The sequence below is a fragment of the Parashewanella sp. 2210YD4-3 genome (genome assembly GCF_056591735.1).
Window position 1 is genome coordinate 81,957 of sequence record NZ_JBWQOG010000010.1, and the last position, 26,591, is coordinate 108,547.

At 37.2% G+C, this 26,591-nt stretch carries 25 protein-coding genes; 22 read left to right on the forward strand and 3 right to left on the reverse strand.

Annotated features, from left to right (window positions below; genetic code table 11):
• Positions 1-17 precede the first annotated feature (17 nt).
• The gene (locus AC1EU0_RS14720) at positions 18-2,669 is read right to left on the reverse strand and encodes a PD-(D/E)XK nuclease family protein (protein ID WP_480303276.1); all 2,652 of its coding nucleotides are present in this window, start codon (positions 2,667-2,669) and stop codon (positions 18-20) included.
• Between the two features lie 173 nt (positions 2,670-2,842).
• On the opposite strand from AC1EU0_RS14720, the gene AC1EU0_RS14725 reads away from it, so the two are divergent.
• From AC1EU0_RS14725 to AC1EU0_RS14740, 4 genes are all read left to right on the forward strand, one after another.
• Positions 2,843-3,748, forward strand: coding sequence for a DNA replication terminus site-binding protein (locus AC1EU0_RS14725; protein ID WP_480303277.1), 906 nt, complete (start codon positions 2,843-2,845; stop codon positions 3,746-3,748).
• Positions 3,749-3,859: 111 nt separating this feature from the next.
• Positions 3,860-5,677, forward strand: coding sequence for a UvrD-helicase domain-containing protein (locus AC1EU0_RS14730; RefSeq protein WP_480303279.1), 1,818 nt, complete (start codon positions 3,860-3,862; stop codon positions 5,675-5,677).
• A 114-nt stretch (positions 5,678-5,791) separates the two neighbouring features.
• Positions 5,792-6,331 carry a hypothetical protein gene (locus tag AC1EU0_RS14735; protein ID WP_480303281.1) on the forward strand — a complete coding sequence of 180 codons (540 nt, stop codon included), beginning with the start codon at positions 5,792-5,794 and terminating at the stop codon, positions 6,329-6,331.
• The gene (locus AC1EU0_RS14740) at positions 6,332-6,985 is read left to right on the forward strand and encodes an EAL and HDOD domain-containing protein (RefSeq protein ID WP_480303282.1); all 654 of its coding nucleotides are present in this window, start codon (positions 6,332-6,334) and stop codon (positions 6,983-6,985) included.
• A gap of 13 nt (positions 6,986-6,998) precedes the next feature.
• Here the strand turns inward: AC1EU0_RS14740 and AC1EU0_RS14745 are convergent, their stop codons facing one another.
• Positions 6,999-7,706, reverse strand: a complete 708-nt coding sequence (locus AC1EU0_RS14745; RefSeq protein WP_480303284.1) for a hypothetical protein — start codon at positions 7,704-7,706, stop codon at positions 6,999-7,001.
• 140 nt (positions 7,707-7,846) lie between these two features.
• Here AC1EU0_RS14745 and AC1EU0_RS14750 point away from each other — a divergent pair, with 140 nt between their 5' ends.
• The 12 genes from AC1EU0_RS14750 (at position 7,847) to AC1EU0_RS14805 (ending at position 21,777) form a co-directional block, all read left to right on the forward strand.
• Positions 7,847-8,095 (forward strand): hypothetical protein, encoded by a 249-nt coding sequence (locus AC1EU0_RS14750; protein WP_480303286.1) that lies wholly within the window; start codon positions 7,847-7,849, stop codon positions 8,093-8,095.
• Positions 8,096-8,603: 508 nt separating this feature from the next.
• Positions 8,604-9,806: a ParA family protein gene (locus tag AC1EU0_RS14755; RefSeq protein WP_480303288.1), complete on the forward strand. Its 1,203-nt coding sequence runs from the start codon at positions 8,604-8,606 to the stop codon at positions 9,804-9,806.
• Entirely contained in the window at positions 9,799-10,815 is a 1,017-nt protein-coding gene (locus AC1EU0_RS14760) for a ParB/RepB/Spo0J family partition protein (RefSeq protein WP_480303290.1), read from the forward strand. The genes AC1EU0_RS14755 and AC1EU0_RS14760 overlap by 8 nt, the downstream gene beginning before the upstream one ends.
• Positions 10,816-12,087: 1,272 nt before the next feature.
• Complete coding sequence (locus tag AC1EU0_RS14765) at positions 12,088-13,182, forward strand: replication initiation protein (RefSeq protein ID WP_480303291.1); 1,095 nt, start codon at positions 12,088-12,090, stop codon at positions 13,180-13,182.
• Positions 13,183-13,804: 622 nt separating this feature from the next.
• The gene (locus AC1EU0_RS14770; RefSeq protein WP_480303293.1) at positions 13,805-15,055 is read left to right on the forward strand and encodes a DNA sulfur modification protein DndB; all 1,251 of its coding nucleotides are present in this window, start codon (positions 13,805-13,807) and stop codon (positions 15,053-15,055) included.
• Positions 15,056-15,060: 5 nt separating this feature from the next.
• On the forward strand, positions 15,061-15,291 hold the full coding sequence (locus AC1EU0_RS14775; protein ID WP_480303294.1) for a hypothetical protein: 231 nt from the start codon (positions 15,061-15,063) through the stop codon (positions 15,289-15,291).
• A gap of 12 nt (positions 15,292-15,303) precedes the next feature.
• Complete coding sequence (locus AC1EU0_RS14780) at positions 15,304-18,423, forward strand: phosphoadenosine phosphosulfate reductase domain-containing protein (protein WP_480303295.1); 3,120 nt, start codon at positions 15,304-15,306, stop codon at positions 18,421-18,423.
• Between the two features lie 520 nt (positions 18,424-18,943).
• Complete coding sequence (locus AC1EU0_RS14785; protein ID WP_480303297.1) at positions 18,944-19,363, forward strand: hypothetical protein; 420 nt, start codon at positions 18,944-18,946, stop codon at positions 19,361-19,363.
• On the forward strand, positions 19,360-19,578 hold the full coding sequence (locus tag AC1EU0_RS14790; protein WP_480303298.1) for a hypothetical protein: 219 nt from the start codon (positions 19,360-19,362) through the stop codon (positions 19,576-19,578). Before AC1EU0_RS14785 ends, AC1EU0_RS14790 begins: the two co-directional genes overlap by 4 nt.
• A gap of 311 nt (positions 19,579-19,889) precedes the next feature.
• Positions 19,890-20,462, forward strand: coding sequence for a hypothetical protein (locus AC1EU0_RS14795; protein WP_480303300.1), 573 nt, complete (start codon positions 19,890-19,892; stop codon positions 20,460-20,462).
• 128 nt (positions 20,463-20,590) lie between these two features.
• Entirely contained in the window at positions 20,591-21,352 is a 762-nt protein-coding gene (locus AC1EU0_RS14800) for a hypothetical protein (RefSeq protein WP_480303301.1), read from the forward strand.
• Positions 21,353-21,366: 14 nt separating this feature from the next.
• Entirely contained in the window at positions 21,367-21,777 is a 411-nt protein-coding gene (locus tag AC1EU0_RS14805; protein WP_480303303.1) for a hypothetical protein, read from the forward strand.
• 109 nt (positions 21,778-21,886) lie between these two features.
• Here the strand turns inward: AC1EU0_RS14805 and AC1EU0_RS14810 are convergent, their stop codons facing one another.
• Entirely contained in the window at positions 21,887-22,327 is a 441-nt protein-coding gene (locus AC1EU0_RS14810; RefSeq protein WP_480303305.1) for a DUF5983 family protein, read from the reverse strand.
• A gap of 164 nt (positions 22,328-22,491) precedes the next feature.
• Here AC1EU0_RS14810 and AC1EU0_RS14815 point away from each other — a divergent pair, with 164 nt between their 5' ends.
• The 6 genes from AC1EU0_RS14815 to AC1EU0_RS14840 all read left to right on the forward strand — a co-directional run bounded on the left by AC1EU0_RS14815 (position 22,492) and on the right by AC1EU0_RS14840 (position 26,469).
• The gene (locus tag AC1EU0_RS14815) at positions 22,492-22,917 is read left to right on the forward strand and encodes a hypothetical protein (RefSeq protein ID WP_480303307.1); all 426 of its coding nucleotides are present in this window, start codon (positions 22,492-22,494) and stop codon (positions 22,915-22,917) included.
• Between the two features lie 121 nt (positions 22,918-23,038).
• Positions 23,039-23,350 carry a hypothetical protein gene (locus AC1EU0_RS14820; protein WP_480303309.1) on the forward strand — a complete coding sequence of 104 codons (312 nt, stop codon included), beginning with the start codon at positions 23,039-23,041 and terminating at the stop codon, positions 23,348-23,350.
• 14 nt (positions 23,351-23,364) lie between these two features.
• Positions 23,365-23,904, forward strand: a complete 540-nt coding sequence (locus AC1EU0_RS14825; protein WP_480303310.1) for a hypothetical protein — start codon at positions 23,365-23,367, stop codon at positions 23,902-23,904.
• Between the two features lie 150 nt (positions 23,905-24,054).
• Positions 24,055-24,567, forward strand: a complete 513-nt coding sequence (locus AC1EU0_RS14830) for a hypothetical protein (RefSeq protein WP_480303311.1) — start codon at positions 24,055-24,057, stop codon at positions 24,565-24,567.
• 153 nt (positions 24,568-24,720) lie between these two features.
• Positions 24,721-24,852 (forward strand): hypothetical protein, encoded by a 132-nt coding sequence (locus AC1EU0_RS14835; RefSeq protein ID WP_480303313.1) that lies wholly within the window; start codon positions 24,721-24,723, stop codon positions 24,850-24,852.
• A gap of 180 nt (positions 24,853-25,032) precedes the next feature.
• Positions 25,033-26,469: a phosphoadenosine phosphosulfate reductase domain-containing protein gene (locus tag AC1EU0_RS14840; protein WP_480303315.1), complete on the forward strand. Its 1,437-nt coding sequence runs from the start codon at positions 25,033-25,035 to the stop codon at positions 26,467-26,469.
• Positions 26,470-26,591 lie beyond the last annotated feature (122 nt).

Genomic DNA, 26,591 nt, shown 5'->3' on the forward strand with positions numbered 1-26,591 from the left:
TTCAATTCAACTTTTTGTTATGTAGCAGCAAATTGACACGTATTTCTAACCGAGCAGTACTTACATCCATCAACTGAAGGTGTATAGAGCAGCTCTCCTGCGGTATACCTTGCAATTAATTCTGTTGCGTTGCCGCGTATTGACTGTTTGATTTGTTCTAGGCCTTTAGGGGCGTTTCTAAGTTTATGACTCTCAGAGTCAATAACACCTTCAACCCCTCTTCCAATACCTTCAATTTTTGGTTTGCTTTTATCTGTGCAGATATAAGCCGCACCTTCAATCCCTTCGATTGATAAGCCGAGTGCAAGCTTACTCTTTATGTGCTGTGAAAAGATTTTTGAAATCGGATACTCACTATTTTTATAATCTATTACAAGCTCTTTCCTGTTATTTTCAGAAATAACCTCATCAATTCGATCTATTTTTACATTGATATCTAAGCCATCAATCTGAACTGTTCGACTATGTTCAAGTGCAACTACATTAAATGGACTTCTTTCTTTTTCTAGCTTTAGTAATTCAAACACCGCTTTTGATACAAGCTCTCTCTCTGATTCTTTACCTGAATAAGGAATATCTTCTCTATCAATCCAAATCCACGCATCGAGAACAGATTCTTCCACAAGCTTACCTATTGCTTGCTCACTCAAGCTACATAAAGCAACATAATCAGACTCTAAATCATGTTCTGTTCGATAAGTTGATATATGTTTCCAAACGGCTTCTAAGACGCTTTTCTTTAAGTTATTTCTCTCTATATGGGATAAAGCACCAAATGCAGCTTGTGCCTTTTGCTTTACTTTAAACCTGTTTTCGTACACAGCCTTCATGGGGCAAATAGCCATGTTGTCAATAATAGAGACTCCTCCATTGAGTCTGCTATTAGTTGGTACAAGTTCAGAGATAAAGTCATTTGATTTACTTGGCTTATTTTTATTTTGATTGATCAACCTATAATCAAAGCTTGTATGTTCGAAGCCCTTATCTGTTTCTGAAATACATAGTACATTTTCAATGATTGGAGCTGGTTTCATTTCTCCGTATTCATTCTTTTCTAGATAACTTGAGATTAATACCGAGCAAGAAGAAGCATATCGATTAAATAAACGCTGATTAAACTCAAACTCCCGCTCCCCTGATGAATGCGGTGTTTTATTTTCAATTTGTGTTTGTTGCGGTAAACACTGATTTAGTTTAGCTGCTGGGGGGAATACCTTGTCATTGCAATCTAACACCCATATATAGTCATAATTTAGACCAGCAGCCTCTAATGTTCCTAAGATACTAATTGGAGATTCACTTGAGTTACAGCTGTTGTATGTGTACGAACAAAGGTTTACTAAAATTTGAAGAGCGACCTCTTTACTGATTTCATTGCAGTGAAGATCCATTCTTGACAGTTCATTCAAAACATTATGCCACTCTTTAAGTGCTTGCTTAGTTTCAAGGTCTACTTTAATTCCATCGCCCCAGCCAATCATTCCTAATGCCCGATTGAACAACTCTGCCCAGGATGACGGCACTAGGAATAGACCTTCAGCGCTCATTTCTTTGACAAATGACGATATTTTCTGTTTTAACTCAGAAGGACAATATGCATTCATTGCAATATCCAATAATGTTTTTTTGTACGCTCTTGAATCTCTAATCTTGAACGCAAAACGCCTTCTATCACTTAATATTGATTTACAAGACGCAATGTAGGGATCGTTTAGAAAGTGTTGCACTTGAGTTGGAGTAAAGGATTTATCACCTGCCGTTAAATAAAATAACGCTCTCGAAATTAAAGGGATTGAATCTATTTGTTGACCAAGCGATATATTGTAAGGCGCGGCATACGCTGGTTCAGTTAATAGCACTGACTGTGGCTCGAATACCTTGTTCAATAGCTTCACTATTTTGTTTCTTTTCTCTCTTAAATTTGGACAAACTATTGCAATTGAAGCTCTGTCATTTGCTTTAAGAATCTGGCCAGCCCACTTAGCCGCTAACGTGATTTGTTCGTCTTCAGTATTTGCACCTATTTTTTTCCAATCAGCTTGTCTTTCAATCGGCTCGAAAGTTTTTAAATTTGAGAACTTACTAATAGCTTTGAACAAGGCCTCATAGAGAGGCGGTACTTCATCGAAAGCATATACTGCGATATCAATTTCAAGTTGCATCAAACCATTATTGATTGCTGCTATAAGTTGTTTGAGTGCAGAGTAAAGAGACACGCAACCCACTCTATTCATATCTAAAGCAACTTTCTTCTTCCAGTGCAAAAATCGATTTGAGACAAAACTGTCGGCTTCCAAATCATTTAACATCCATTTTTCCATGATTTTATCCGCATCAATAGCTTCACCCAGCAATTCTGCTGGGTTAGCAAATTGCTCCAAGCTCTTATCCGTATAGATTGCCCGTACCCAGTATGACAAATGGCAAGTGTCATCAATAATTGCATTTTTGTTGAAAGGTGAAATATTTCTTAGTTGTAGCTCTTTGTATGAATTAATAATCCATTCAGATAAAGGAATGATATTCTGCTTTAAATTATGCTGATACTTTTTGTACTTCCGAATTTGCGCTCTAAGGGCCTGCGCGGTCCTGTTGTTTGGTGTTATTACCACTCCTCCATTTAGTATGTATCTATCAATATTTACTTCTTCATTCTGAATTTGAAACATTTGCAGGCCTTAGATTTTTGTTTTTGAATGCCTCTACTATCCATATTCCTGACTTGGTTTCAGAAAAATTACGCTGCTGTATTGCAGCGAATAGTTGCCTTTTGTTCAGAAACTTTCTGAATGGGTCCTCTAATTATGCTACGTTGTGGCATAAATCGATTTCAGAGGTGATCATGGTAGATACTTCATTAAAGGAAGAGTTATCTTCTCGATTAAAAACGCTAGCTCAATCTTCTTTAGATTTAAAAGAGATGCTTATGAAGCCTGGGGTAATTAGCGAATGTAAAGTTTATGGTGTAGATAAACAAGAAAGAGATAGATATGTCAGCTTGAAGCGAACTGTTGAGCAAATAGTAAACTCACTTTTTATCATTCATTCTAATAACCCATCCAACGTAAGAGAAACGCTTATCTATCCAGGCTATATCGCGATAGCCCCAGATAGATTTGAAAACTATGAAATAGGTTCGTTAATAGATAACGTAAACCTTAGCAAATTGAAGATAGAAGAATTTTTCATGATGCACTCCAAACCTACAAGGGTTATGACTAAAAATGGAAGTCAGATCATTTCAAACCCAGCCCTCTATGAGTGTGATGCTATGATTAACACCAACCAGTTAACTCGAAAGCTAAATGTAACAGCTGGAGAGATAACAGACATAGCGTTAGGCTGGAACAGTAGAAGACGGTATGAGAAATATTCTGTTGAAAAAGCAATAACGAAGGCGCGTTCTTCTATTTTAATGCCCCCAATGCATGCAGATATTAAAACGTGGGACACAAAGGTTGCCAAAACAATAGAAAAACTGGAAGAGCTTGAGCGCAAGAATGTATCACACATCAAGAGGATTCCTTATTCTCCTGTTACACCCGTCTTAAGGTACAAGGCTGCAGGTTCTAATAGGTGGACTTTTTATCACAACGCAACTCCAATGATATTTGTAAATAGTCTAAATTCCCCTATTAATATTCAAAAAGATTTAGAGGACTTCGTTTTCACCAAAACCCCAACAAAGCCTGCTGCTGATTTAGGCTGGGTTCCAATTAATGAAGAACTTGATTTCTACATGCCTTAATAAACGATTAAGGCCTATATGGATATTAATAAAAATTGTAAATAGTCACTTTTTTAATGTTGCTGTGTCTAAGCTTTGTTAGTTTTATCTTTTTGCAGATTCCAATGATAAATGAGCAAGCTTACTTCAAAACAACTCGAAGTTTCTTTAATTACCAAAACTCCTAGTTATGTGTGTGCCCTACCTGGTTCAGGTAAGACGCACACGATTGTTTCACTGGTACACAACCTCCTATCCTCCAAAAGCAATTCTATTCTACTTGTTACTTTTACAAGATCTGCTGCAGCGGAGATGAAAGAACGGCTCTCCAAACACATTGATGCTCAGAGTTTACCAAGGTTAAAAATAGCCACTATTGACTCTTGCATAGTTAACATGGCGCGACAGGTCTATAAAAGCAAAAGGGGCTCTTTTAAACTGCTCATTGGCGCAAAATACCAACTAGTGTTAATTCGAATAGCTAATGAAATCGGGACACTAGAGCTTAACGACATTTCTGACATCATCGATTTTTATATATCGATACCGAATCCTATCTTCGAATCTGAAATCCATGAAAAGGTATTCACGCTTTTTCTTCAAATCTTAGAGTCGAAGACCACCCCGACATTTGATTTAAAGCTGCTTGGAAGAAAAATGGTAGAAGACATATCTTCTGGCCATGTTAGCCCATTTCCTTTTTCTCATATTATTGTTGATGAATTTCAAGATACGGGATCTATTCAGTTTGAATGGCTAAAACAACATGCTGTAATCGGTAATTCAACCATCATTGGAATTGGTGATGATGACCAATCAATATATAGATTTTCAGGGGGGCAGGGGTACACAAACTTCGTTAGGCTTGAGAAAGAGCTAGGCGCGTCAAAATACACTCTGGATACTTGCTTTAGATGTGCTCCTAACATATTACAATTTGCCAAGTCAGTCATCGAGTACAATGAGCACCGTGTAGCAAAGGAGTTTAATTCTGAACACTCACTCAAAGATGGCACAATAACAATTTATAGGCATCATGACATCATTGAAGATCTATTAAAGCACTTTCATTCCAAACCCAAAAATACAGCAATCTTGACTAGGAACAATCGGCTATTATCCGATATTGAAGAAGAGCTTTTAAATATGGATGTACCATATCAAAGGCTTGGCGGCAAACATCAACTCTTTAACAATCCTTTTGTTGTTGCTTATATCAAACTACTTTCAATCTATATACTTGATAAAAATTTGTATGAGCTACCTGATTCCCTCGCTGCTTTTGGTGAATCAGAAGAAGCACTTGATATACTGGCATCTCAAATAAAACAAACCAAAATTACTAGAATTGAACAGCTAGACTGGTCCTTAGTTGACTCATCCACTTCACAAGTTACCAATTCATTAAACCAAAAAATAAGCTTTTGGCAGAACAGTAAGGGGAAACCATTTGAAATATTAAAAGAGTTCGTGTCCGTTATTACTCAATCTATAAAAAATAAAGGGACGATTAAAGCCATTCACATTACCTCTGACTTAATCATCCAAAGAATGAAAGGGGATACGCTTAAGGAAAAAATAGAACGTGTTCATAAGCTTCTTGAGTCCAATTCCAATCAATCTGATGAGCTTGACAGAAATGTAGTGACATTAGCCACACTTCATTCTTCCAAAGGGCTTGAGTTTGATACTGTTTGGATCGTAGATGCGAGTGAAGGCTCGATACCTTCACCATTAAAAACATCGGTGATCAATAGCAAGAATGATTTAGCTATGCATATAGAGGATGAAAGAAGGCTTTTTTATGTTGGTATCACCCGCGCAATTAAAAACCTTAATATTTCTTATAGAAAAGAAATGGGAAGCTTCTTAGCATCTGCCAATTTTACTCTTTGTAACCATCTAAACGCGGAAGGGAAACCAATACAGACACACCCAACAAGCGATTAAACTCCCTTCACTTACTGTTGCTCAAGTCATTTCCAAAATAGTCAGTTTTTCGATGACTGTTCTAAGTAATAACTATATAAGTCTTCTTTTGCTTACAACAATGGAAGACTTATTTTGAAAAAGCTAGCGATCAATTTTTTACTATCTGCATGTTTTCTTGCTGGATGTTCTAGTAACAAGGTTACTGAAGATTATGTCACTATTGATGGAGTAAGGTTTTTAAGAAACAGCGATGGCGTGTTAATGCTCTCAAAGAACGATGTTGAAGTATTAAAAAGCAATAATGATTTAATCATAGTCGAAAGAGTCTTAGGAGATGGTGGCATAGCCATAACAGAAGAAGAGTTACATTTACTCTCTAAAGATGACCAGTTATTCAAGGAAACAGTAGAAAGCAAAGTGGTCTCTGAAGAAGTATTCACCTTTCTTTTGAAAAAGGGCTCATTAAAAAACAACCTTCAACGCTTTAGCGAAAAGTATTCTTCTGATTCTGGTGAAGTCAAATTAGACTATCAGCACGACGACTTATTTGTATCAAAATCTAAAGTTATTCGCGCAGAAACTCTTGAGGAGCTTGCAGCGTTGATCATTTCAGAGTTTGAATCTCTATCCGCAGTTTTAGAGCCATCCACTTCTGAAGAAGGCTCAAAATAGATGATAAACGCAGTAGCTCTCGAAGAGCCAGAAGATGCTCTCGCTATTATAGATGCATCAACGACCAGAGTGTTTGTTCAACCAATCTATAATTCAGCATTTAAAGTGTTTGGGTACGAACTTTTATATAGAGATTCAGTTAACAACTCTTTCCCTCCAATTGAAGAGGAGGGGAGGGCAACACAAAAACTGATTAATAAACTTTTATCCAATCCACATGTCCTGGAGAATTTCAATTGCCAAAAGCTCTTTATTAATTTTGATAAAACGAGCTTGTTGCTAAATTATGCTTCAAATCTTTGTCCTGATTTATTCGTTATTGAAATTCTAGAGTCAGTTCCCCCAACAAGAGATGTTTTGTTCAAATGTATAGAGCTTCATCAGAGAGGCTTCCAAATTGCACTTGATGATTTCATCTACTCAACAGAGTGGGAACCATTCCTTCCTTATATCAGCTATGTAAAACTAGATTTGTTAGAAAACGAAAAAAATGAGCTTGAAAGGGTGGGGGATTTGCTTATAAACAGATTCCCTAAAATTCAATTTATAGCCGAAAAGGTAGAGTCATACAGCAAAGTAAGCTTTATACAAAAACCATGCTTTAGTTATTTTCAAGGATACTTTTTTGGTAAGCCGAGATGTCTAGGAATATAGTGTTGTATAGGGACTATAACGCCCCTATACCAACCTCATATTCATTATTTATTGAATTGAGATAATATTTCAGAGCAGTTTCTTTCTGAAGTCTCTTCATTTTTGAACTCACTAGCAAGCCAGGGATTCTCTTCCAAATATCATCCTCATACTCTTTTGCAAAGATACTTTTCATCAAATCCAAAACTTTAAATTGAGCCATCAAGTAAAATGGATTGTGAGCAATGTGATCAAAGTTAATGCCTGTAATATTGGATGCCAACTTTTGTGCATCAGAGTGCTTCATTTGATGTTCTTGATTGAGTATTTTATCTATAATGTAAACGCTTTCTTTATGCTCATTTAGAACAACGCTCTCTTTTACGCATTCCCACGTTTTTTTAGCCAGAATTATGCCTATGGATACTGAGGCAATTTGAGCTATTTCAAAACAGGTGAAACGCATCTGAGTATCTACTTTCATGGACTCAGATATAATACCTTCTTCATTAGATGTAACATGATTTACTATGCGGTGAGCTAATCTAGTTTTGCTTTCACATAAAAAAACACTTTTTTGCTTAAGTTCTACTTCGCTAATTGCATGGCTAAAAAGCTTGTCGAAACTCAAACCCTTTTTGTCGACGTTCATATCGCCTAAAACTTCCTTATTTCTACATGAGATGGATGAAATCATGGTGATTTCACCGTGAAATAGTACAACAAAACCATTTACAATCATAATGTTACGCAACATTTTTCTTGGGAAAATGATGTAACTGTTTTTTCAGTAAACAGTTCTAGTGCTTGAATTGTCTAGCACGAGTTATGAATCTCTAAATTTGATATATTCCCTTATCCTTTATCATCGAAAATGTAAAAGTGCAAATAGAACAATATAACGAAACGTTTCTCATCCCAGTAAATGAAAAGCGACTAACCCTCAAGAAAATTCGCGACAAAAAGTGGGTTGTCAGCTCAGGAGTAAAAAAGTCAGTCATAAACATCAGGACAGGCGCTTATTTTGAGAAAAGCTTTTCGACTCTATATGAATTGGAGAGTGAGTTTCCAAGTTTGAAAGGGGTTGAACAATTGATCAGTCATAACCCTGAAACTCTGGTTTATCACTGACAATAAAATATTTCTGCATGTTTTTTTAAAACCGATATATTAGACCCATAGCAAAGAATAAAAGGGATTCATAATGCAACGAGTGCTGGTGGTTTTAATTTTTATAGGCTTGTTCGTGGTTGTAAAGTTCATTCGCCAAAACTGGGATCTTATTACAACTGTTTTTTTATATGGCTTCATTACTGTATGGATAGTGTGCTTTGTCATATACGCAACACGAAAAATGCGTAAAAAATAAATGCAATGTCGCTTTCAAGAACGACTGGGAGCGACACGAACTTATTGCTATTACTCTTATAGTCTGTCGCTTACTTTTTCGACACCACACTTCCAAACCTGCATACCTTTCCTTATCAACTTCAAGCATCAAACCAACAGAACAAAATACACACAAAAAGCACCTTTCAACGCTTTTTTAGTGAATCACCACTTTTTTATTGAATTGAACTTGAGTTATTCACATTACCTGATACCATTTAAACCAATTGGGAAATATAGGAAATTCATAATGCAGGGTTCACAAGAAACGCTAGAAAAGCTTAACTACCTAGCTTCATCTCTTTCAAATATCATTAATCAAAATAAGCAGGTGAACTTGGAGGATAGCCCAAGTGGAAAGTACATCAGAACATATAATCAAGCAGAAGCGTTAGTTGCATGCGGTGATTTACACTCTCGTAAGATGAACACTATTCTAGAAACTCTTAGCATTGACTACAAAGATGGAAATAAGTGGTGCATTGATTTTAATGATATTAATGCCGTTAGAGATCACCTTGGTTATGAGCCATTTTTCAAAAGGCATCCAGATAAAGATGCTCAAGTCTGGTGCGTGAGTTCCTTAAAGGGAGGGTGTGGTAAGACAAGTACTACAGTCACATTAGGTTCAGGCTTGGTTTACCAATTACAGGCAGGGTACAGAGTTCTCATTATTGACTTAGACCCTCAAGGTACTACCACCATGCAACTAAAGCCTCGATTTACAGATGATGAGCTTTCTGTTGGTGATCTTCTAATGAAGAACTATGAGTTAGAGGATGGAGAAACATTCGTTGATTTGTGTAAATCTGCTACTTATGAAACAAATGCCAAAAATTTAAAAGTTATGTGTGCTCGTGAAACCGATGATGAATACGACATTTATGTTGAAAACATGCGCTTAAAGGCAAATGAGAACAAAGAAGTATATCTAGCGTATAAAGACTTAAATCCAATTATTGATGCGGTAAAAGATGATTTTGATCTAATTCTCATTGATACGCCCCCTAAGTTTTCAGCAGCAACCCTTGCAGCTCATTATTCAGCAGATAACCTATTAATTCCATTTAAAGCCAGTGAAAACGATAGAGATTCTTCTGCTAAATACTTTAGATTCTTAGCAAGAATGTATCGACTGTTGGCAGGGTTTAACCATAGTGGCTATAAGCAAATAAAGGTGTTACAGACCATTTTTAAAGCCAGTTCACAGACGCAAGCTAAAATAGCTCAAGAAGTTCGGATTGCATGTGGTAGAGATATGTTTTTTACTCCATTCCCCGAAAGTGAGGCTGTAATCAATGCGGCCTCTATGTACTCGACTATTTATGATATATCGCCCTCTGAAGCTTCTACCAAATCTAAGACTTTAAAGAAGTTGCAAGACGATGTAATGCATATGGTTTTAGAATTTGAACGTCTACTACTAGAAAACTGGGAGATCCAAAATGGCTAAAAGACGTGACGCAAAGAACAAGCCTATTCTTGGTATGAGTGATGCTGCTTTAGAGCATGCTTTGGGCAGCTCTAGCGAACTGGTAACTTCAAGCTCTAACGTTAACGCTAGCGAGTTCTCTCAAACTTTTACATTGAAGTCGGGTAAAGTAGTCAAGTTCAATTGGCGTGTAATACCTGCTGATAAAGTAGAAGAAGAAACTTATGTTGAGTTTAGTATAAACGGTCGAGACCCTAAAAGTGTTACTCCAGAGTCTGTTTTAGATATTCGTAAGACTATCAAGCACAATCAGTTTTCACCTGTTATTGGATTTGATTCAGGTGAGGGAGCGAACGTCTTAGATGGTCAACGTAGAAGAATGGCTGCGATATGTGAGCAGCGCCCTTTAAAGGGTTTGTTCGCAGAAGAAGAGATTAGCTTAGCTGATGCAAAGCAATTGGCTCGTGATGTCCAAACAGCCAAAGAGCACAACCTAAGAGACTTAGGCTTTGAAGTGAAGGAATATAAAAAAGCTGGTTTTAAGGGGAAAGAAATTGCAGAAATCATGGACATTTCCCCAAGTAAGGTATCAAGAGCGGATAAAGCTGCATCTATAAAATCAGAATTCCTTTCAGCAATACCAGATGTTAACGACTTAATGGTCAGTGACTATAATTTACTTGCCAATATATCTGAATGCCTTGAGTCCTTTGATATTGATTGCAGCGAATTTATATCAACTGCATTACAGGATTTTGATAACCCTAAAGACGAAAAGACCGATGTAGTAAAAGACACTGTTATAGAGCTATACAGTGAATCGTTTAGCAAATTAAAGAAGTCTAAGAAGCCTAAGAAGAGTGGTCCTGTAAAGAGCCCTATATTTACCTTTGATGCAAAAACAAAGAAAAGGGCTATCAGAATAGATAATGACAGAATTACAAAGTTTGAATTTACTCGGCTAACAAAAACTCAGCTTGATACCATTGAAGAGAAGATTAAAGAGGTTCTAGCCGAAGAAGAAAAATAAGTTGCTCTCAAAATCTGGCTATCGCCAGCTTTCTTATTGTCGTTTTCAGAATTTCCTGAAAGCGACATTTTCCCCCAAAACATTTCAGTTCTATCTTATTGTTTTATATGACTAACACTTTTAAATTTCACGGTGAAATCACCACAAAGTTATAACCATAAGTAACAATTTTGTTGTTAATAATTTATCCCTTCTTCGTACTTCATTTATTTATATACTTTTTATAAAGCCATTACTCTCACTGGTGTTTCAAGCTTGTAAATAGCATTTTCAAACTTTTTTTAAAAATAATCAGGTTTTCCTTTGATATTCCAAATTAAGGTGTATAACCGTCTTGCAAATGAAAACTTTACTGTTACGGGAAGAAGTAATAGACCAAGGCTTTACGTTTCTTGGCTGAATAGGATTTTCATCTGTAATGATTGCAATAGAATAACAGCTTTTTGAAATTTGATAGTGCGGAGCTAACTGGAGAGCTATTTCTATATTTGATGTTCCATAGCTTTATGGCTACTTTGCTATCAAACTTTTTAAGTGACATACATTTAGCTCGTAGACAACAATAAAAAGTAACCAAGATTATTAATGCTTTAAAATCAACAACTTACAAACATGGTCGAACAACAAATAAATGTCACCATACAATCAAAAAGAAACAATTAGATCGTAACCAATTGTTTTTACTGCTTTTTACAACGTACCAAGCTTAAACCAACCACTTTAGGAGGCTAAATAAATGATCCTTACCGCCTCCAACCTTTTTTAAATAACATCTACGAATACCAATCCTTTTATTTTTCAATACCTTGTAGTTTTTCGTCACCATCATAAGGTGTACCTCAACAACAAGATAATGATCCTTTTACGTACAGAACTCACTAAAACAACAAAATTTTGATCTCTAATTTCTGCTGCTATTATTTTCTTGCCAGTAACTAATTGTTTTAATCTTACTTTACCCATACATAGGGCGTTCTTCACACAATTAACCAACAACAAAATAATGTCACTTAGATACAATTAGTAGTTTGATATAAGGATCATAAATTTGTTCTCTTTCCATGAGGAGGGCACACAAAAAGCCAAGTTTGTGTAACAACGAAAAAAGAACACTCATTCATACTCAACACAACCAATTGATTTATTTGAAATTTAATAGAAAAACCAAAGTGACATAAATTTAGCTTTGTACAACAAGTTTCTGTCACTATAATAAGGATAAATTGATGTTCTAAAGAAAATGATCTCTAGTGAGATATTAAAGGAATTTTTATGAGCGAACACTCAAATTCACTTCCAGCTCTTGAGCAAAAAAAAGTTAAGCTAAAGGGTGACGGAAAGTTACCTAGTAACATTAAAAAAGGTAATAGACTAGTATTCGCAAAACAGGATTTAACCCCACACGAACAGAATCTATTTAATATTATGGTTGCTCACATGGAACCCAAGCAATGGGATAACAATAAGGTTCCTGTATACGAGTTCAAAGCAGCTGATTTAAGCGATTGGTTAGGTATTGAATCAAGACATCTTAGTGCAACGCTCACACCCGTGGCTGACAGGCTAGCAACAAAAACGATTGGTGTGGTATACCGAGACACTGAAGAATTCAGGTTTTTACCTCTATTTAAAGAAATATCTTATAAAAATGCAAAGCTAACCATGATTCCAAACGATGCTTTAAGCATGGAATATATAGGTTATGTGAAAGGGTTTGCACTTATTAACTCCAAAACATTTTTTAAGATATCTCATTCGTATTCTAAACGTATTTATGAAATGCTCAGCAGATTCAAAACAAATGACTTTAGGTTTAAGAACAACAACTTTTCAATTGATGACCTGAAAGCTATGTTAGGGGTCACTGATGAACGTGGAAAGATTAAGCCTGGCAAGAAATCTTTAGAGAAGCCGTCTGTATTTGTTAAGCGCTGTATTATAGAGCCTCTAAAAATTCTACAAGAACAGTGTAAAGATGAAATCTTGCTATTAACAGATGAAGACGGAAATAAAGGTTTCATTCCAATCAAGAAAGGTCGAAGCATTGTCGCTATCAAGTTTAACTATAGATGGATAGATAAAGAAATACAGCTAGATAAAGCTTCAGCCAGATCTACTATTAAAGAATTGGAAAATAAGAGATGGGTTCTTGGTAAGCAGCTTGACGATAATGAGCTTGAATTTTTGGCCGCAGCGTACATTAAATTAGGCAGAGAAGGTAAGGCCGAAGAAATTTACTCAGCTTTAATTGAAAGACATGAAGCAGCAAATGCAAAGCCTGTGAATGAAATAGATGATGACGATCTCGATGTATTCTTTGAAAGAATTGATCAATTGAAGGATGGGAGTACGCAAGAAGGGTATTAATGGCAACAAATACTTGTCACCTAAACAACAATTACTTGCAACTTCAGGGCTAAAATGATGATCCCTAATTTGATGGGTTGATGGATTAATCTCACGCCCAAATGAAAAATAACGAATAAATGATCTCTTTTAGCCAAATATAAGCTACTTTTGAACAGATAAACGATCCTTGAGATGGTTTTTTAGTCGCCCAATAACAATTCAAAGTTTCGAATGGTTACAATTTAAGCTGTGGATAAGTTGGGCTATATAAATGTCACTTTAAAACATCTATATGATCTCGATAGGCTTTTTAAACGATCTCCAAGGACGGGTATTTGATCTCTTAAAACGATCTTTTGATCCCTTAAAACGGCTATATGATCCCAAACAACGTTTAATTGTAATCTAGCACCTTTTAATAGTGCTGCAACCAGCTGATATTAAGGAGCTTTTTGACTTACCCACAGTCTATCATAGTTATATAGATCAATAGATATAGATCTTTTATATTTATTAAATAGATCTATAGGTTAACAAGATTCTTTGAATTTTTTAAAAGCTAAAAGACACGCTGCAACAATTCTGAATTAGAAAGACATTACTTGTATGTTCATTTGCAAATTAACAAAGGAATTCGCAAATGAACTTAGTTACCTCAATACCTAATGAATTATCAGACCTATACTCTAAACTTAAAAGTGACTCTGATATCTCCATTTTTGTTATAGCTGGTAAAGAAGGGAATAGAACTACTTATACTGGCAAAATTGGTTTTAAAGCTTTAGCTGACTCTTTTGACATAGTACCAACATCTGATTCTGGTTCAGGCGCACTACGAATTCAACGTGAACTAAAGTCTTCTAGAACTAACTCTATTTCTAAATACATCTTAGATAATGATGATTTCATTTTTCCTGAAGTCATAGCAATATGTGAGCACTTCTCTGTAGAGCAGGCTTTACCAAATTCAAACGTATTCAAACTTTCTTTACCTGCAGATGCATTTAGATATCTAACTGATGGGCAAGGGCGATTGTCAGGCATTAAATCAGCTTTAAATAAAAGACCTAATCTTGATACTTATTCCCTTGATATTAAGTTTGTTAAATCTGAAGGTGTAGAAAGAGATAATCAAGTATTTGCCGACACTAACATGCTTCAAACCCAACCAAACAAATCCGTTTGTGTAGCAATGGACTCAAGAGTCAGCATCAACAAATTCACTAGAGCGTTAATAGCAGAGAATGAATTATTGAAAAGCAGAGTGGATTTTCATCAAGCTTCTGTATCAGCTTCTTCAACTTCGAATATGCTTTGGACTTTGAATCAGCTGGTGGCATTTGTTCAATTGGTTACAGGAACCACGAAAAGTAGTTTTGAAAAGAAAATGGATGAAGCTAAGCAAACCTATTGGAAAGGCTTCATTCATAAATTTATTCATGTAGTAGCTAATCACCCACAACTTCATGATGCTTTGGCTCAATCAACTTTGGCTATTAATACAAGAGAATCGACAATTATTGGTACTAGTGTGTTTTTAAAATCACTAGGTATTGTTGGAAAAGTTGTTGCTTTATATTTTATTAATTCAGGAGCTCAGAAAGCCGACTGGTCAATCTTGGATAAGTGGCACAAATTAGACTTATCAAAAGAAAATGATGATTGGATTGGCAGATGTAGGGATTACAGGGGAGTGTTTGCTGATAAGGCTTTTAATCAAAAAGCAACAGCATCTATGATTCTTTCTTCTATGGGAATTGAGTTACCTGAAGAGCTTGAGCTTGTAGAGGATGAGGTATTAATGGCAAAAGCTGAGCAGCGGAGAATTGCTCGGGAAGCCAAAAAACTCCAAGAGAAAGAAGAAGCTGAGCAAGCTGATGGTGAAGGGTGATAACTATGAATATTCCTACTTTAGATGCCACCAGCATATTTTGTCCAGAGCTATCACTACCAATCAGAAGGTTTATCCATGAACAGGTAAAAGTCGGGCAGGACTGCATAGTTGCTACAAGAGAAAAAAGATCTAAATCACGCATAAAACATATATGTGTAGTAAATGATTGGTTTCTTAAAAAATCTGAAGAGGTTGAGGGGGTGTTTTATTATCTGATTCAGAAGGCAACATGATGGGTCAGGTAAATGAACGCAGCGTTAAACATTCCACTTTCTTTTATTGAAAGTACAAATAATGTTATTCAATTTTCAAATTCTAGTGCGATTGATATTAATCAAGACACGGAAAAAGAAGCTTATGACTTGTTTTATAATGCTGTTTCAGAAATAAAGACTGTTAAACAGCATTATACAACTATTTCTGCAGTATCATTCGGCAAAGATAGTACAGTGCTTCTTCTCGCTGCGCTGCAGGCTCATAGAGAGCTCATTGAAGAGCAGAAAATACCTAAAGACTCACCATTTATTGTAACCACCATAGATACTGGCCTTGAGCCTCATATGTTGGAGTTTCTAGTAAGAAGTCAGATTGAAGAGCTAAATGCTTTTGGCTCTTTGTTTGGTTTCAAAATGGATATTAGAGTTGCTACACCTGAATTATCCAAAAGTTGGGCTAGTTTATATCTCTCTGGCATGAAGTTATTCTCGACAGGAAGAACCAGTTCAGATTGTAGTGTGATTCTAAAAGTTGATAATGCATCGATAATCGAAAGAGCGTTAGAAGCCGAGTATGGCTCTGAGACAGTGACGCTATTAGGTAGTCGAATTTCGGAATCTCATGCGCGAGCTCGTAGCCTTAAGAAAACCAATAATGACACTTTAACTGCTGAAGATTTAATTGCTCGAAACAGTGAAAGCAATGAGTCAAAGGTTCTGACCCCAATTTGCAACATGACTGCAGATCATGTCTGGATGATTATCAGAAGGGCAGGAAGTAATCCAATCGTTTCTCCCAGTGAAGCTTTCGAGCCAATTCCAAGTTATACAGAAAATCATAGGTTATTAGATATTGTTTACAGAGACGCTACTGATTCATCCTGTCCTACGTCTTCTAAGAAGGTAAAAGGTGAGTCGAATAAAGCTGGTGGTTGCGGTGCCAGTAGTCGCACAGGCTGCACCCTTTGCTTAAAGGTAAAAACTGATAGCAGTGGAGAAGCCATGAACTCGCTCATCAGAAATCAAGTGATCAGTGGCAATATTTTAAAGTGTCGTAACTACATGTCTTATATTAGCGAAGATATTTCATATAGATCTTGGCAGGGAAGAGCTATTGACTCGTTGACTGGTGGAATCGCTCTGCAACCAAATGTCTTATCAGGTAAGGCACTAGATAAATTGATTCTGCTTCTTTGCCAAGTAACGATTGATGAGGAGTTGAGAGCAGAAGAGTTTGCCATCAAAGTCAAATACGGTAATGAAATGGATGATGCTGGTTATAAAGATATTATGACCGATCACTTTTTATCCTCAGAAGATAAAGAGGTTCTTGGAAATGCTTATAGGAAATACGCAACTAAGCCCCTTGTTAAGCCACTTAGTTTTGAGCAGTGTATTTTCATCTCATTGATTCATGCTCGTGATGGAATTCGCATTCCACCGTACCGAGCGTTGTTCCATTGGAATAATATGCAGCAATTCAAAAGTGATGTTGAAGAAGAAGCATACGGTTCTGGTGCTTATCAAACTCTTAATTCTCGTATTGCGAAAGTATCTAAAAAATATGAGCAGATGGGGCTTCGTATTCCTTATCCTGAAGTTGATGTTAATAGTGCTGTAGTTAGTAATATACCAGACGCTGTGATGGCAATTCCTGAGTACGGTATTGAGCAGCATTTTTACCAACCTGGATTTAATTTTCATGACGAAGAATACATTACTGGCTGTGATATAACTAAAGTGGATAATTTTGCGAAGGTTCCTGTTAAGTTAGCAAAGTTCTATTTGCCTGAAGATGAGCAGCATAAACTCGTTGGTTTAAAATCTACTGATACTGTACCAGTGAGAGGCCTAAGAACTGAGGTTCTATACTCTCGATTCTCAGACTCTCCATCTAAGAAACAAATACGAAAACAGTTCAGTAAGAGAAGAATTGTTAAATCGAGATCAGTTAATGGGAAAAAGATTGTTGTTGAGCGCGGAAGAACCTCGCTTGATTCTCCATCGTTTGGTGCAAGGAGTGTGGTGCCAAGTCTTGAGAAGTCACTACTTCAGGATGTAGAGATCCCTTTCCCTGATAATGGATATACCTTAACACCAATTTTAGATGTAAATACTGAAATCGCTGGTGGCTATTACATCGATGGTTATTCTTTGGATAACTGGATTCAATTTGATGGCTATGAAAGAGCTTTGAAATCTCATGATGAGTGGGTGTCCACCAGCAAACTGCAGAAGAAAAGCATCTATAGATACCCTGGTATGGGAACCTTAGAAACATTTATGAGATACGGTATTGTTTCATTGAAGCCTAATGCTAAGCAAAACTTGATGAGCATTTTACGAAGAACCTCATACTTCCATTCTCTGGGACTATTCTTTTTCAATGATGCTCAATTAGCCGAATATACACAAACCAAGGTATTACCTGTAAAGGTGCAAGAGGCGTTAGGCTCTCATGGAACAGTCCGCTTAAGTAAGCTAATGCTTATGAGCGCCTTTAGGTCAAAGAAAGCTAATAAATTGCTTTTAGTTAGAGCTATGCGTAATTCTCGACGTAAAGAGCTTAAAATAGCATTTAAGGACTACTCTACTGATAAATACGGGTATGTTTTGAGTTCGATGGAAAATGCCTTTGAGAATGTGAAGGAAAGGGTTAACTATAGTCTATATCGAAGTCGATTCACTTCATTTCTTTTGAGTGTGGGGCAAACTGGATTTGATACTTTGAATAATAAAGTTGAATTCCATACGCATAATGGGTTTATCGAATCGGTGAAATATCTATTTACTGATATTGACGGTATTAAGTCATTGATGTCACCAAAGATTCGAAAAGCATTTAATGTTGATATCACGCTGAGAAAGCAATTAATCAATCTGGCCTCTAAGAATACAAAGCAATGGAATGAAATGGTTGGCCAAGTTTGTAGTGCAGAGTTAGATGTTATTAATAACACAGGTCACGATTGGACTATGCTTGAACTGCAGCTGAATTTTTTGAACCAAAGCAACATCGAAAATAGAAAAGAGCTGCTTCAGAAAGAAAGTGTCGATTTTATCTCATCATCAGAGGCTTCTTCGAGCTTTAATGCTGTAGTCTCGCTTTCAGATTCTCCAGTCGATGCAACGACAGACATTTGTTGGTAAAAGAAGGCTTGCTAAGGCAAGCCTTGTCCAAAGAGGTTTAGCTTAAAAGGGGAGAGCAACAAAATTCTCAGAAAAAAGAATTAATTCGTAAATTTCCAATCCGAACAAACGTGACTTTTTTATTAACAAAGTTAAAGACGCAATTAAAAGGGTCAGGTTTGCAATTATTTTAGTTACTCTTTCAATCCAATTACCGAAACTCGCTGAGTTGTTAGATTCATTTTTTTTATACATGTTATGTTTTATTTTTTGGTGCCATTGGTCATGGCTTTGCGGACTTGCTAAAGGTCCTTGTTCCGCGAAAATGCGCTTCACATGCTTTAAGTCTAATAAATAAAATTTCATAATGTTAGTAGTTGAGGGTATTTATTATCTGTTGGAATAACTATTTGCTCATTCAATGCTAATGCATTGAATATGTTGTTTTATTTTATGGAATGAAGGCTTAATAAATCTGCTCGGATTTCTCTTTTCGTTATGTTTTCACTAAATCAACGGGAACAACGAAAAGGACTCCTAAATGACAGACTCTAAAGACAATTCTAAACGCACTCAAGCAGATATTGATTTGATCTGGAAACACACTCATAAGGATTTTAAGGGGATTATGGACGGTCATAAAACCGTTATGTATCCAGCCCCTTACACTTGCATAGGTACAGTGGAAGCTTTACCTGAAGAATGCTTCCAAGACATGCTTAAATATGCTCGCAAAAAAGAGGTACAGGAAGTTTGTGAAAAAGCTTTACTACCTATTATGAAAAAGCATGGTCTACTTGAGCATTTTAATGACACCCAGCAATGGCGAAACAGTGTTAAGGATGTAGAAACATACGCAAGCTTTGCACTTGGTGAAGGATCAAAAGAGCTTGATGCGCTTATGGGTGACATCGCTGACGCAAATATCACGTTTCCAGACAGCGATAAGGGCGATTCATGAAGCAAAAGGTAGAAGCTCTTGCAAAGTATCTCGCTGATGCTCTGAGAACAATCGGGATTGCGCTAGTTTTATTTAGTGGTATCGGTATTATGTTTAAACGAGCCGAAGCAATGTCAGACATTGCCAATACAGTAACAATCGGCTTTTTGGGTTTTGTGCTTATTGTCGCTGGTGGCGTAATTGTGCTAATCTCAACAATAGAAAAAGAAAGTTAGAGGGAGACAATATGATGGATATGTGGATTTGGACAGGCTGCGTTGCCCTAGGTTCGTTTGCTCTGATTGGAATGTTTTTCTTTGTCGCCAATAAAGCTAATCACGAGTAATATCTAACTTTGCTTAAAGAACCTCCATTTGGAGGTTTTTTTGTGCCTAGTGTTTTTGGTTGCATACAGGCGCTAACATCTCTCATCACTGCTATCGCAGTAATTCAATCTGTTAAGCGTATGGTTGGGACTATTTCAACTTTTCTGCTTTTTTCCTATGCCTCTTTTACTTTAACTGCTCATTGTATTGTAGAGGTGGTTATGAGTAATAGAAACATATCTGAGTTTAATGGTTTAGTGCTTGAAGTGACCGTTCAAGCTTTTCGAGAGATAGAACATTATTTCGATGTCTTCAAAAGAAATGATATATCTAACGAGTTTATTTTGGATGCTTCTTCCCTTGATGATGATGTCTGTGAATCTCTTGCTGAAATGCTTAATGTCTCTGAAGAAGATATGCTAAACGATGAGCTTGCAGGTCAATACATTCTTATATTTCATGAAGGGAAAACCTGTTGGAGTGAATTTAAAGCTTGTGACAAGCCGCCAATCAATACCTCAATAGAAGATGCAACGTTGAGCTTTAGCGTTAGCAATCAAGTTAAGGGAAAAGTTGTTGAGGGTAGTTGCCAAGACCAAGGTATTGCACTTCATTTTGAAAGTTATGGTGATCATTGCAGCCAAGACCAAAACGGAACCCCTGTTTACTTTGAAGTTTATGATGGAGAGTTAAGGGTGGTGGTTTATGGGGATATAAACCAAGAAGATCCTACTCATGTTATATCGCTTGAGGGAGCCAAACTTGAGAGCCGAGTGGGGGATTCATCTTCTTAAAATAAGATTCATTTAGAGTTTTTAATATCGGCCCCGCTATGGGGCTTTCTTTTTCTGCCTGCAATATTTCTGAACACTTTTATTTAACTCTTATGTTGATATTCAATCGATTAAGGGAGGGGCGTTTTATGCCAAGTGTTAACCAAAATGTAATGTCAGAAATTGATTTTCAAAAAAGGTTTGAGACGTGTGATTTGATTTTAGATCACTTGCCTAAAAGCGATTTCACTAAAAAAGGTGGAGGTCTCTACTCGACAGGTGGACGCGCTAAAAAAGCAATTGAATCAAACACACACTCAGGTTCACGTTTTGACCTTCAGCTTGATAAGAATGTTGTTCAAGTGAGTATAAATGAGGGCTGGGTCATAAGAGATGTTCAAACCGTAAGATGTAAGCTGACTAAGGTTGTCATTGCGCCAACTCACTACACAAAGCGAATTGGCTTTAGTCAGTGTAAGTTTGTGACCTATAAAGCCGTTTGTGGAGTTTATGAAGAGTTTCATTCATACGACACTTATAACGAAGCAATTATTGCCGTGACCACCAGCTTAGATTCTGAACCAAATATAAAGAGTGTAGAGTCAAATAATCCTCAGGAATCTGTAAATGATGAAACCGTAAAAAAAGGTCTTGATTTGAATCCGTTCGAGCAAGCGCAAAAACATGAATTAGGAAGTACTTTATTTGATTTGTTAAATGCTGATCTACGCTCAGCGTCAAGTAACATTCAAAGTACCAGCTCTCAGAATGATGTTTTGAATATGGAGTCTTCGCTACTCGATGCACAAGAGCAAGCCATCAACGCATTTATAGAGCGAGACGCCTCACTTTTTACATTTACCTCATTCAAAACAACTCATCAAAAACTAATGAGCTGTATCTCTCAATAATAAAAGGACCAATTATGGCTATGAACACTTACGAGCTTACGGTAAAGAAAAGAATTAACCACCATAGTTCAACTGCTTGGTTCATTATTCAAGATGTAGAGTCTGGCGAGGAGCTTGGAGACGATTTTGAGACATATGAAGAGGCTGAGCACCACCTAAAGGAAATGATCAAAGATAATGCTGGTAAATACTCTACCAAACTGAAGCTTGCCTCTGGATTTGCTTATCGACTGACTAAGCTTAAATTTGGCAGTGAACGATATGGAAATTGTGAGGTTTGTGGTAAGCATGTTGATGCGACATATTTACTGGTTGAGATGAAGAGGTTTTGGAGCCAGCACAAGAAGTCGGAGGGAGTAGTTAATTATTCCTCTGGCGTTTTTGGCCATAAATGTTGCTTAGCAAGTAAGACAACAGGGTATTGATAGTAGGTAAAGGCTTGAGGAGAGCAATCTTGGATTGGTCTTAAGGGGTCGTAGAAATGAAAAAAAGGTAGCCTCAAATAGCTACCTTTATTTTTACCTAAAAAAGACGTTAGATGTCATATTTAGCAAAGGATTGATAGACTTCACCATCAGAATCAAACTCAATCATTCGGTAATCCGCACTAAGAGCAGCTGCAAATATTTCTTTAAGCTGTAAAGGGAATTCACTTAGACCGCTCACCTCTTGCTCTGGTAAATCGGTGTTGTATTCTAGCTCATCATACAGTTTCACAAACCATCCAGTATCCCGCTGAAAAATCATATGTGATGTGTTAGCTAAAGCCGTTAAAGCTTTGCGCGATGCCTCATCAAGGTGGGAGGTTGATACAGAAATACATCTGTAACGGTCTTGAGATGTAACTAATTCGAGTGTCTGTTTGCACTGCGCTGATTCAGATTCAATCTGATGGATAAGTTCGAGTATCTCAATGGCCTTCGAGTTCTGGCGTTTTGCTAAAGATGTTAACCATTCTTTTAGTTGTTCTGTCATTTTCTACTTCCTTTGTTATGAATTCGATGAATAGGTCATATGAGCTAAAACATACTTATAGCTGTTGAAAGCGCAGATATTTTGCAAAAGACTAACACGTTAATTTATCTGAATTTATCTTCTCTATTGATATGTTCAAATTATCTAGATAGTAGGAGGTGAAAATGGAAAATGTTATGCCTAATCAATCTGCTTTAAGTGTTTCCCATAGTCTTGTAATACTCTTAGCATCAGGGAAAGCTGAAGAAGCTTTAAAAATGCTCCAAGCTTGTGAGCTAGCTAAACGTTATGTGTGCTTGTCACACCTAGCAAGGCAACAAAGCAGGGTAGGTGTTGCGGCTTTTCTTCATGAATTAGTTCAGCTGAATAGTGCAGAGATGGAATTATCCCACCAGCTTAACTTTTTCAACAGTTGTGAACTCGTTAGTATTGGTTTGAGTAATCATTCAGTTGAGTCTATTGGCCGCTGTTTTGTAGCTGCAATTGCGAGAATGACAGCCAATGGTGATCGGGTTGGTATTTATAGTTTAATCGTTGAGTTTGAGAAAATACTGAAAGGCATTAATACCATTACAACAAGCCCCAGATAAAGAAAAAGCTTTTCTATCTATTTAATGGGGATGTATCCGATCCCCGCTCATCCTCCGCAATTTCAATGCCCCACATGCTCATCCTGGTATGTTTTATTTATACCAACAAGGGAGACTTAGCATGAATCACCAACTTGACGAAATCATTGAATACATCAACCACTGGCAAAACCAAGAAGATTCCTCCCAAAAAAAGGCTGTATTGAACTACTGGTTAAAACAAGCGAATAAATTTGCTCGATACAACAGAACGCTTGCTGATGGGACTATGGTTCTAAACTCATATGCTGATGCTATGAGAGCGATAAAAGCTATTGCTAAATGCTTCGGCTCTCCAGCGAAAAAGAAAAATGAAAAGCGTCAGAGTCAAATGTGTCGCATTGGTCGGCTCGTGGACGCTGGTTGGCATTGTCATAAATCTAACGCAGCTTAGTCATAGGAGTGAATATGTATTTATCACAAGCAGACATGTTTGATTATCAATGTGTAGAGACTGTAGTAAAGCCAGTAACCGAATACATTACAGGTACGAGCTTACTTCAAGAAGAAAAGCTTGTTTCTGTTATTAACTCTAATGGGAAACAGGTAGAAAGGTTTACTACTCGTGGTCAAGAAGTCGATTCGTATCGAAACCTTAACAAACCTGAATTTTATTCATGCAAACAACGTAAGGGTGAAGATAAAGGAAAGGTGAGCGGTTATGGGAAAATACTTGTGCTACAGGATGCCGTTTTTAAAGTGTCCGAGGCAAGTCGCCAGCGCGTGTTAAAGCAAAAATCTAGAAACGTTCACGCTTACGTGAGGGGTTGCTTTGAGGATTGTTTTGACGGGGTTTTTACACCCGATGACTCATTCACTTGTGTAACGTACAGTCCTTATTTAAAAGAATGGTTTTTTGTTCGAGAATCTGGTGAGTTACTCGATAAAGACTTGAAATGCAAAGAAGTGGTGCTGTACGGTGCCAATGTCTATATTAGGGGTTTTTAAGTCCTTTCACCATGGCCTTAGGCCTTTCAAAAAAGGCTATCGCCTTTTTCTATGTTTTTACTATTAATTGGAATGATGTCGTAATTTCGCTGCATTTGTTGCGGTTTCCGCTACGTTTTCCCCATCTTTTATGAATATTGAGGTGTGGAAATGAACACATTCACTGAACCGCAAAAAGCTTTAATTCTTCAAGCCGCTTCTGGCGCATGTTTAAACGAAGAGCTTCCAATTAACTTCCTAGAGCTTTCTGAAGCTGAGCAAGATGCTTTTTTGTGCCATAACTCTAATGAGCGATATCAGCATTCATCTCCCAACAATATTTTTGAAGTCATTGATTCAAGAGCATCAAGAATTGAGTATCTGATTTCTGAGCTGGTGGATGGGCTAAAGGAGCCTGCAAGCAGCCGATACTTTTTAGTAAAGATTTTATCCATTATCGATGGCCAAGAAGTAGATTCCAAAGTTTTGATTAATGCTGATTCTATGGATGAGGCTAAAGAACGGGCATTCCAAAGTTTGAATTACGGTAATGATCTAAGTGGTTTCGCGTGGGTTAAGAAACACCTATCTGCAACCTGTTTGAATGGTGATATAGAAATGTTTCTTCAAGATGCCGATGAAGTCAGCCAATTCGAAGCGATGATCTTAAAAAAATACATCTAGCCAATGAATAAGTACCTTGGAAGGCGTAATTAATCTGAAGGATGCTTTCAGAAGGGTATGTTTACATTAGTTCAAAGGGAACTAACTTGCCCACTTTAACTAGCAGGTCTCAGTGGGCAAGGCATTCAAATTAAATCTAGAAGGTAATTCAATATGAGCGCGGAACAAATTGTACTTGCATTTGAAAAGAAAATCACTATTAAATCAAAGGCTATGAAATTCTCTGAGCTAGGTGCTATCTTGGCTGAGGCTAAAGCAATCAGAGCCAAACAAAAAGCTGCTTAACCAGCTCCTTTTCCCAACCCAACCATGACCCACCCAAAGCCCCGAAAGGGGCTTTTTTTTATAGCCTTGCGGCTTATTTTTTACTTATTGATTGGGGTTAACCCCTTAACTTTTCTGCAAATTAAACCCCAGATTATATGTTTATCTCATCAAGCAAGAATACAAAACGGTGTGATGAAAATGAACAACTTAAAACTCATTAAAGAATCGGTCTCTACTTATGTAACGGGTAAGTTTGAACTGCCAAAAATCGAAGGAAAGAAGAACTTTTTAATTGTGCCTCTTAGTGGTGGTTTGGATAGCTTTGCAACGGCTTATACTTTGATTGCGTTATATCCTTCCGCTCCTTTGTGTTTTGTTCATTGCGATACAGGTATCGAAGCGGAAGGCACTGAGGAAGCTCTAGAGCTATTCGAAAAAATCACAGGCCGAAACATACTAAGAATTAAGCCAAAATATGGGCTGCTAGAAGGCGTTGAGCGTCATGGTAACTTTCTGCCTAGCCAGCTTCATCGTTCTTGCACTCAGACGTTGAAAACTCTACCTATCAAAAAATTCTTTAATGCTTTGAAAGAGAAGTTTGGGGAAGACTCTGTTTTCATTCAGTTTGTAGGGCTTAGAGCTGATGAACCCCAGAGAGAAGGTATCGACTGGAAAGAAGAGCACATCGCATCTTCATACCCGTTACAGGCTCTAGGTATTAAGAAGTCTGACGTAAACATGATAGTAGAAAAGATTCAGGGAATCCCAAGATACTACCTCGACAAGTCGAGAAGCGGCTGCAAAATTTGCATTTTTTCTCGAAGAAGCGAGATCGTCTCAGCTTGGAAGACTTCTCCAGTTGATCTGGAAAGAGCAGGGAATACAGAAGACGTACCAGCATCCACTTTGAACATTTACAAAGCACTACCAAAATCAATCCCAGAAATTTTAAACGTAGGTCGTAACTGGGTTAATTACTACAGACCATCTGATTTGGGATATAAAGCATTCGGATTCGAGTCTGAACGTGGTAAGAACAAACTGGTAAGCGGCATCGATGACTTATTTGGGGCAAGTGACAGCAAGCGTTTGTATGTTGCTGTGGAATACCACTACGAGTCAAATTCTTATGGGTTCCTTGCTCAACCAATGGTGTTTTTTGAAAAGTTAATTACCTATTCCACATCGATGGGAGGCATTAAAAAAGCCTTGAAGCATTTTTGGTTGCATAGACTTCAGACCAAAGAGTTGTATTCGCAAAGCGAAGAAAAGCTATCTGGTGAACGTCAGGTTTACATCTTTGAAATAGAAGTTGATGATTTTGAAAATGAAATTCCACCAGCCCCGACAGGTGTGTTTACCTGGCAAAACGACCGCACTCCGTTATTCGCTATTCGTAAGACAGTGGCAGTAGCTGAGAGAATACTTCTTACTGAAGGTGAAAAGCAAAATGTTCATCATTTTGACCCAACAATTAGTAAGCAAGCCATTAACTCTATCGAAAAACTGAAACATGAAAAAGAATATGGACGTATCCTAAGTGTTACAAAATACGAAAAGCCTTCTTTGGAAGAGCTGGTGGATGACTTTGATATAACTGAAGCCCCTGTCGCATGTATGGCCTGCTCTCGATGAGCGGGTCAACCCCAAACCATAAAATCACTCATCTTCCCTAAATTGCTAACGCAATTCAGCTCATCCAGCTATGTGATTGGGAACACTGTAACTTTTCTGAATCCTTCTCTTAAGTGTGTATG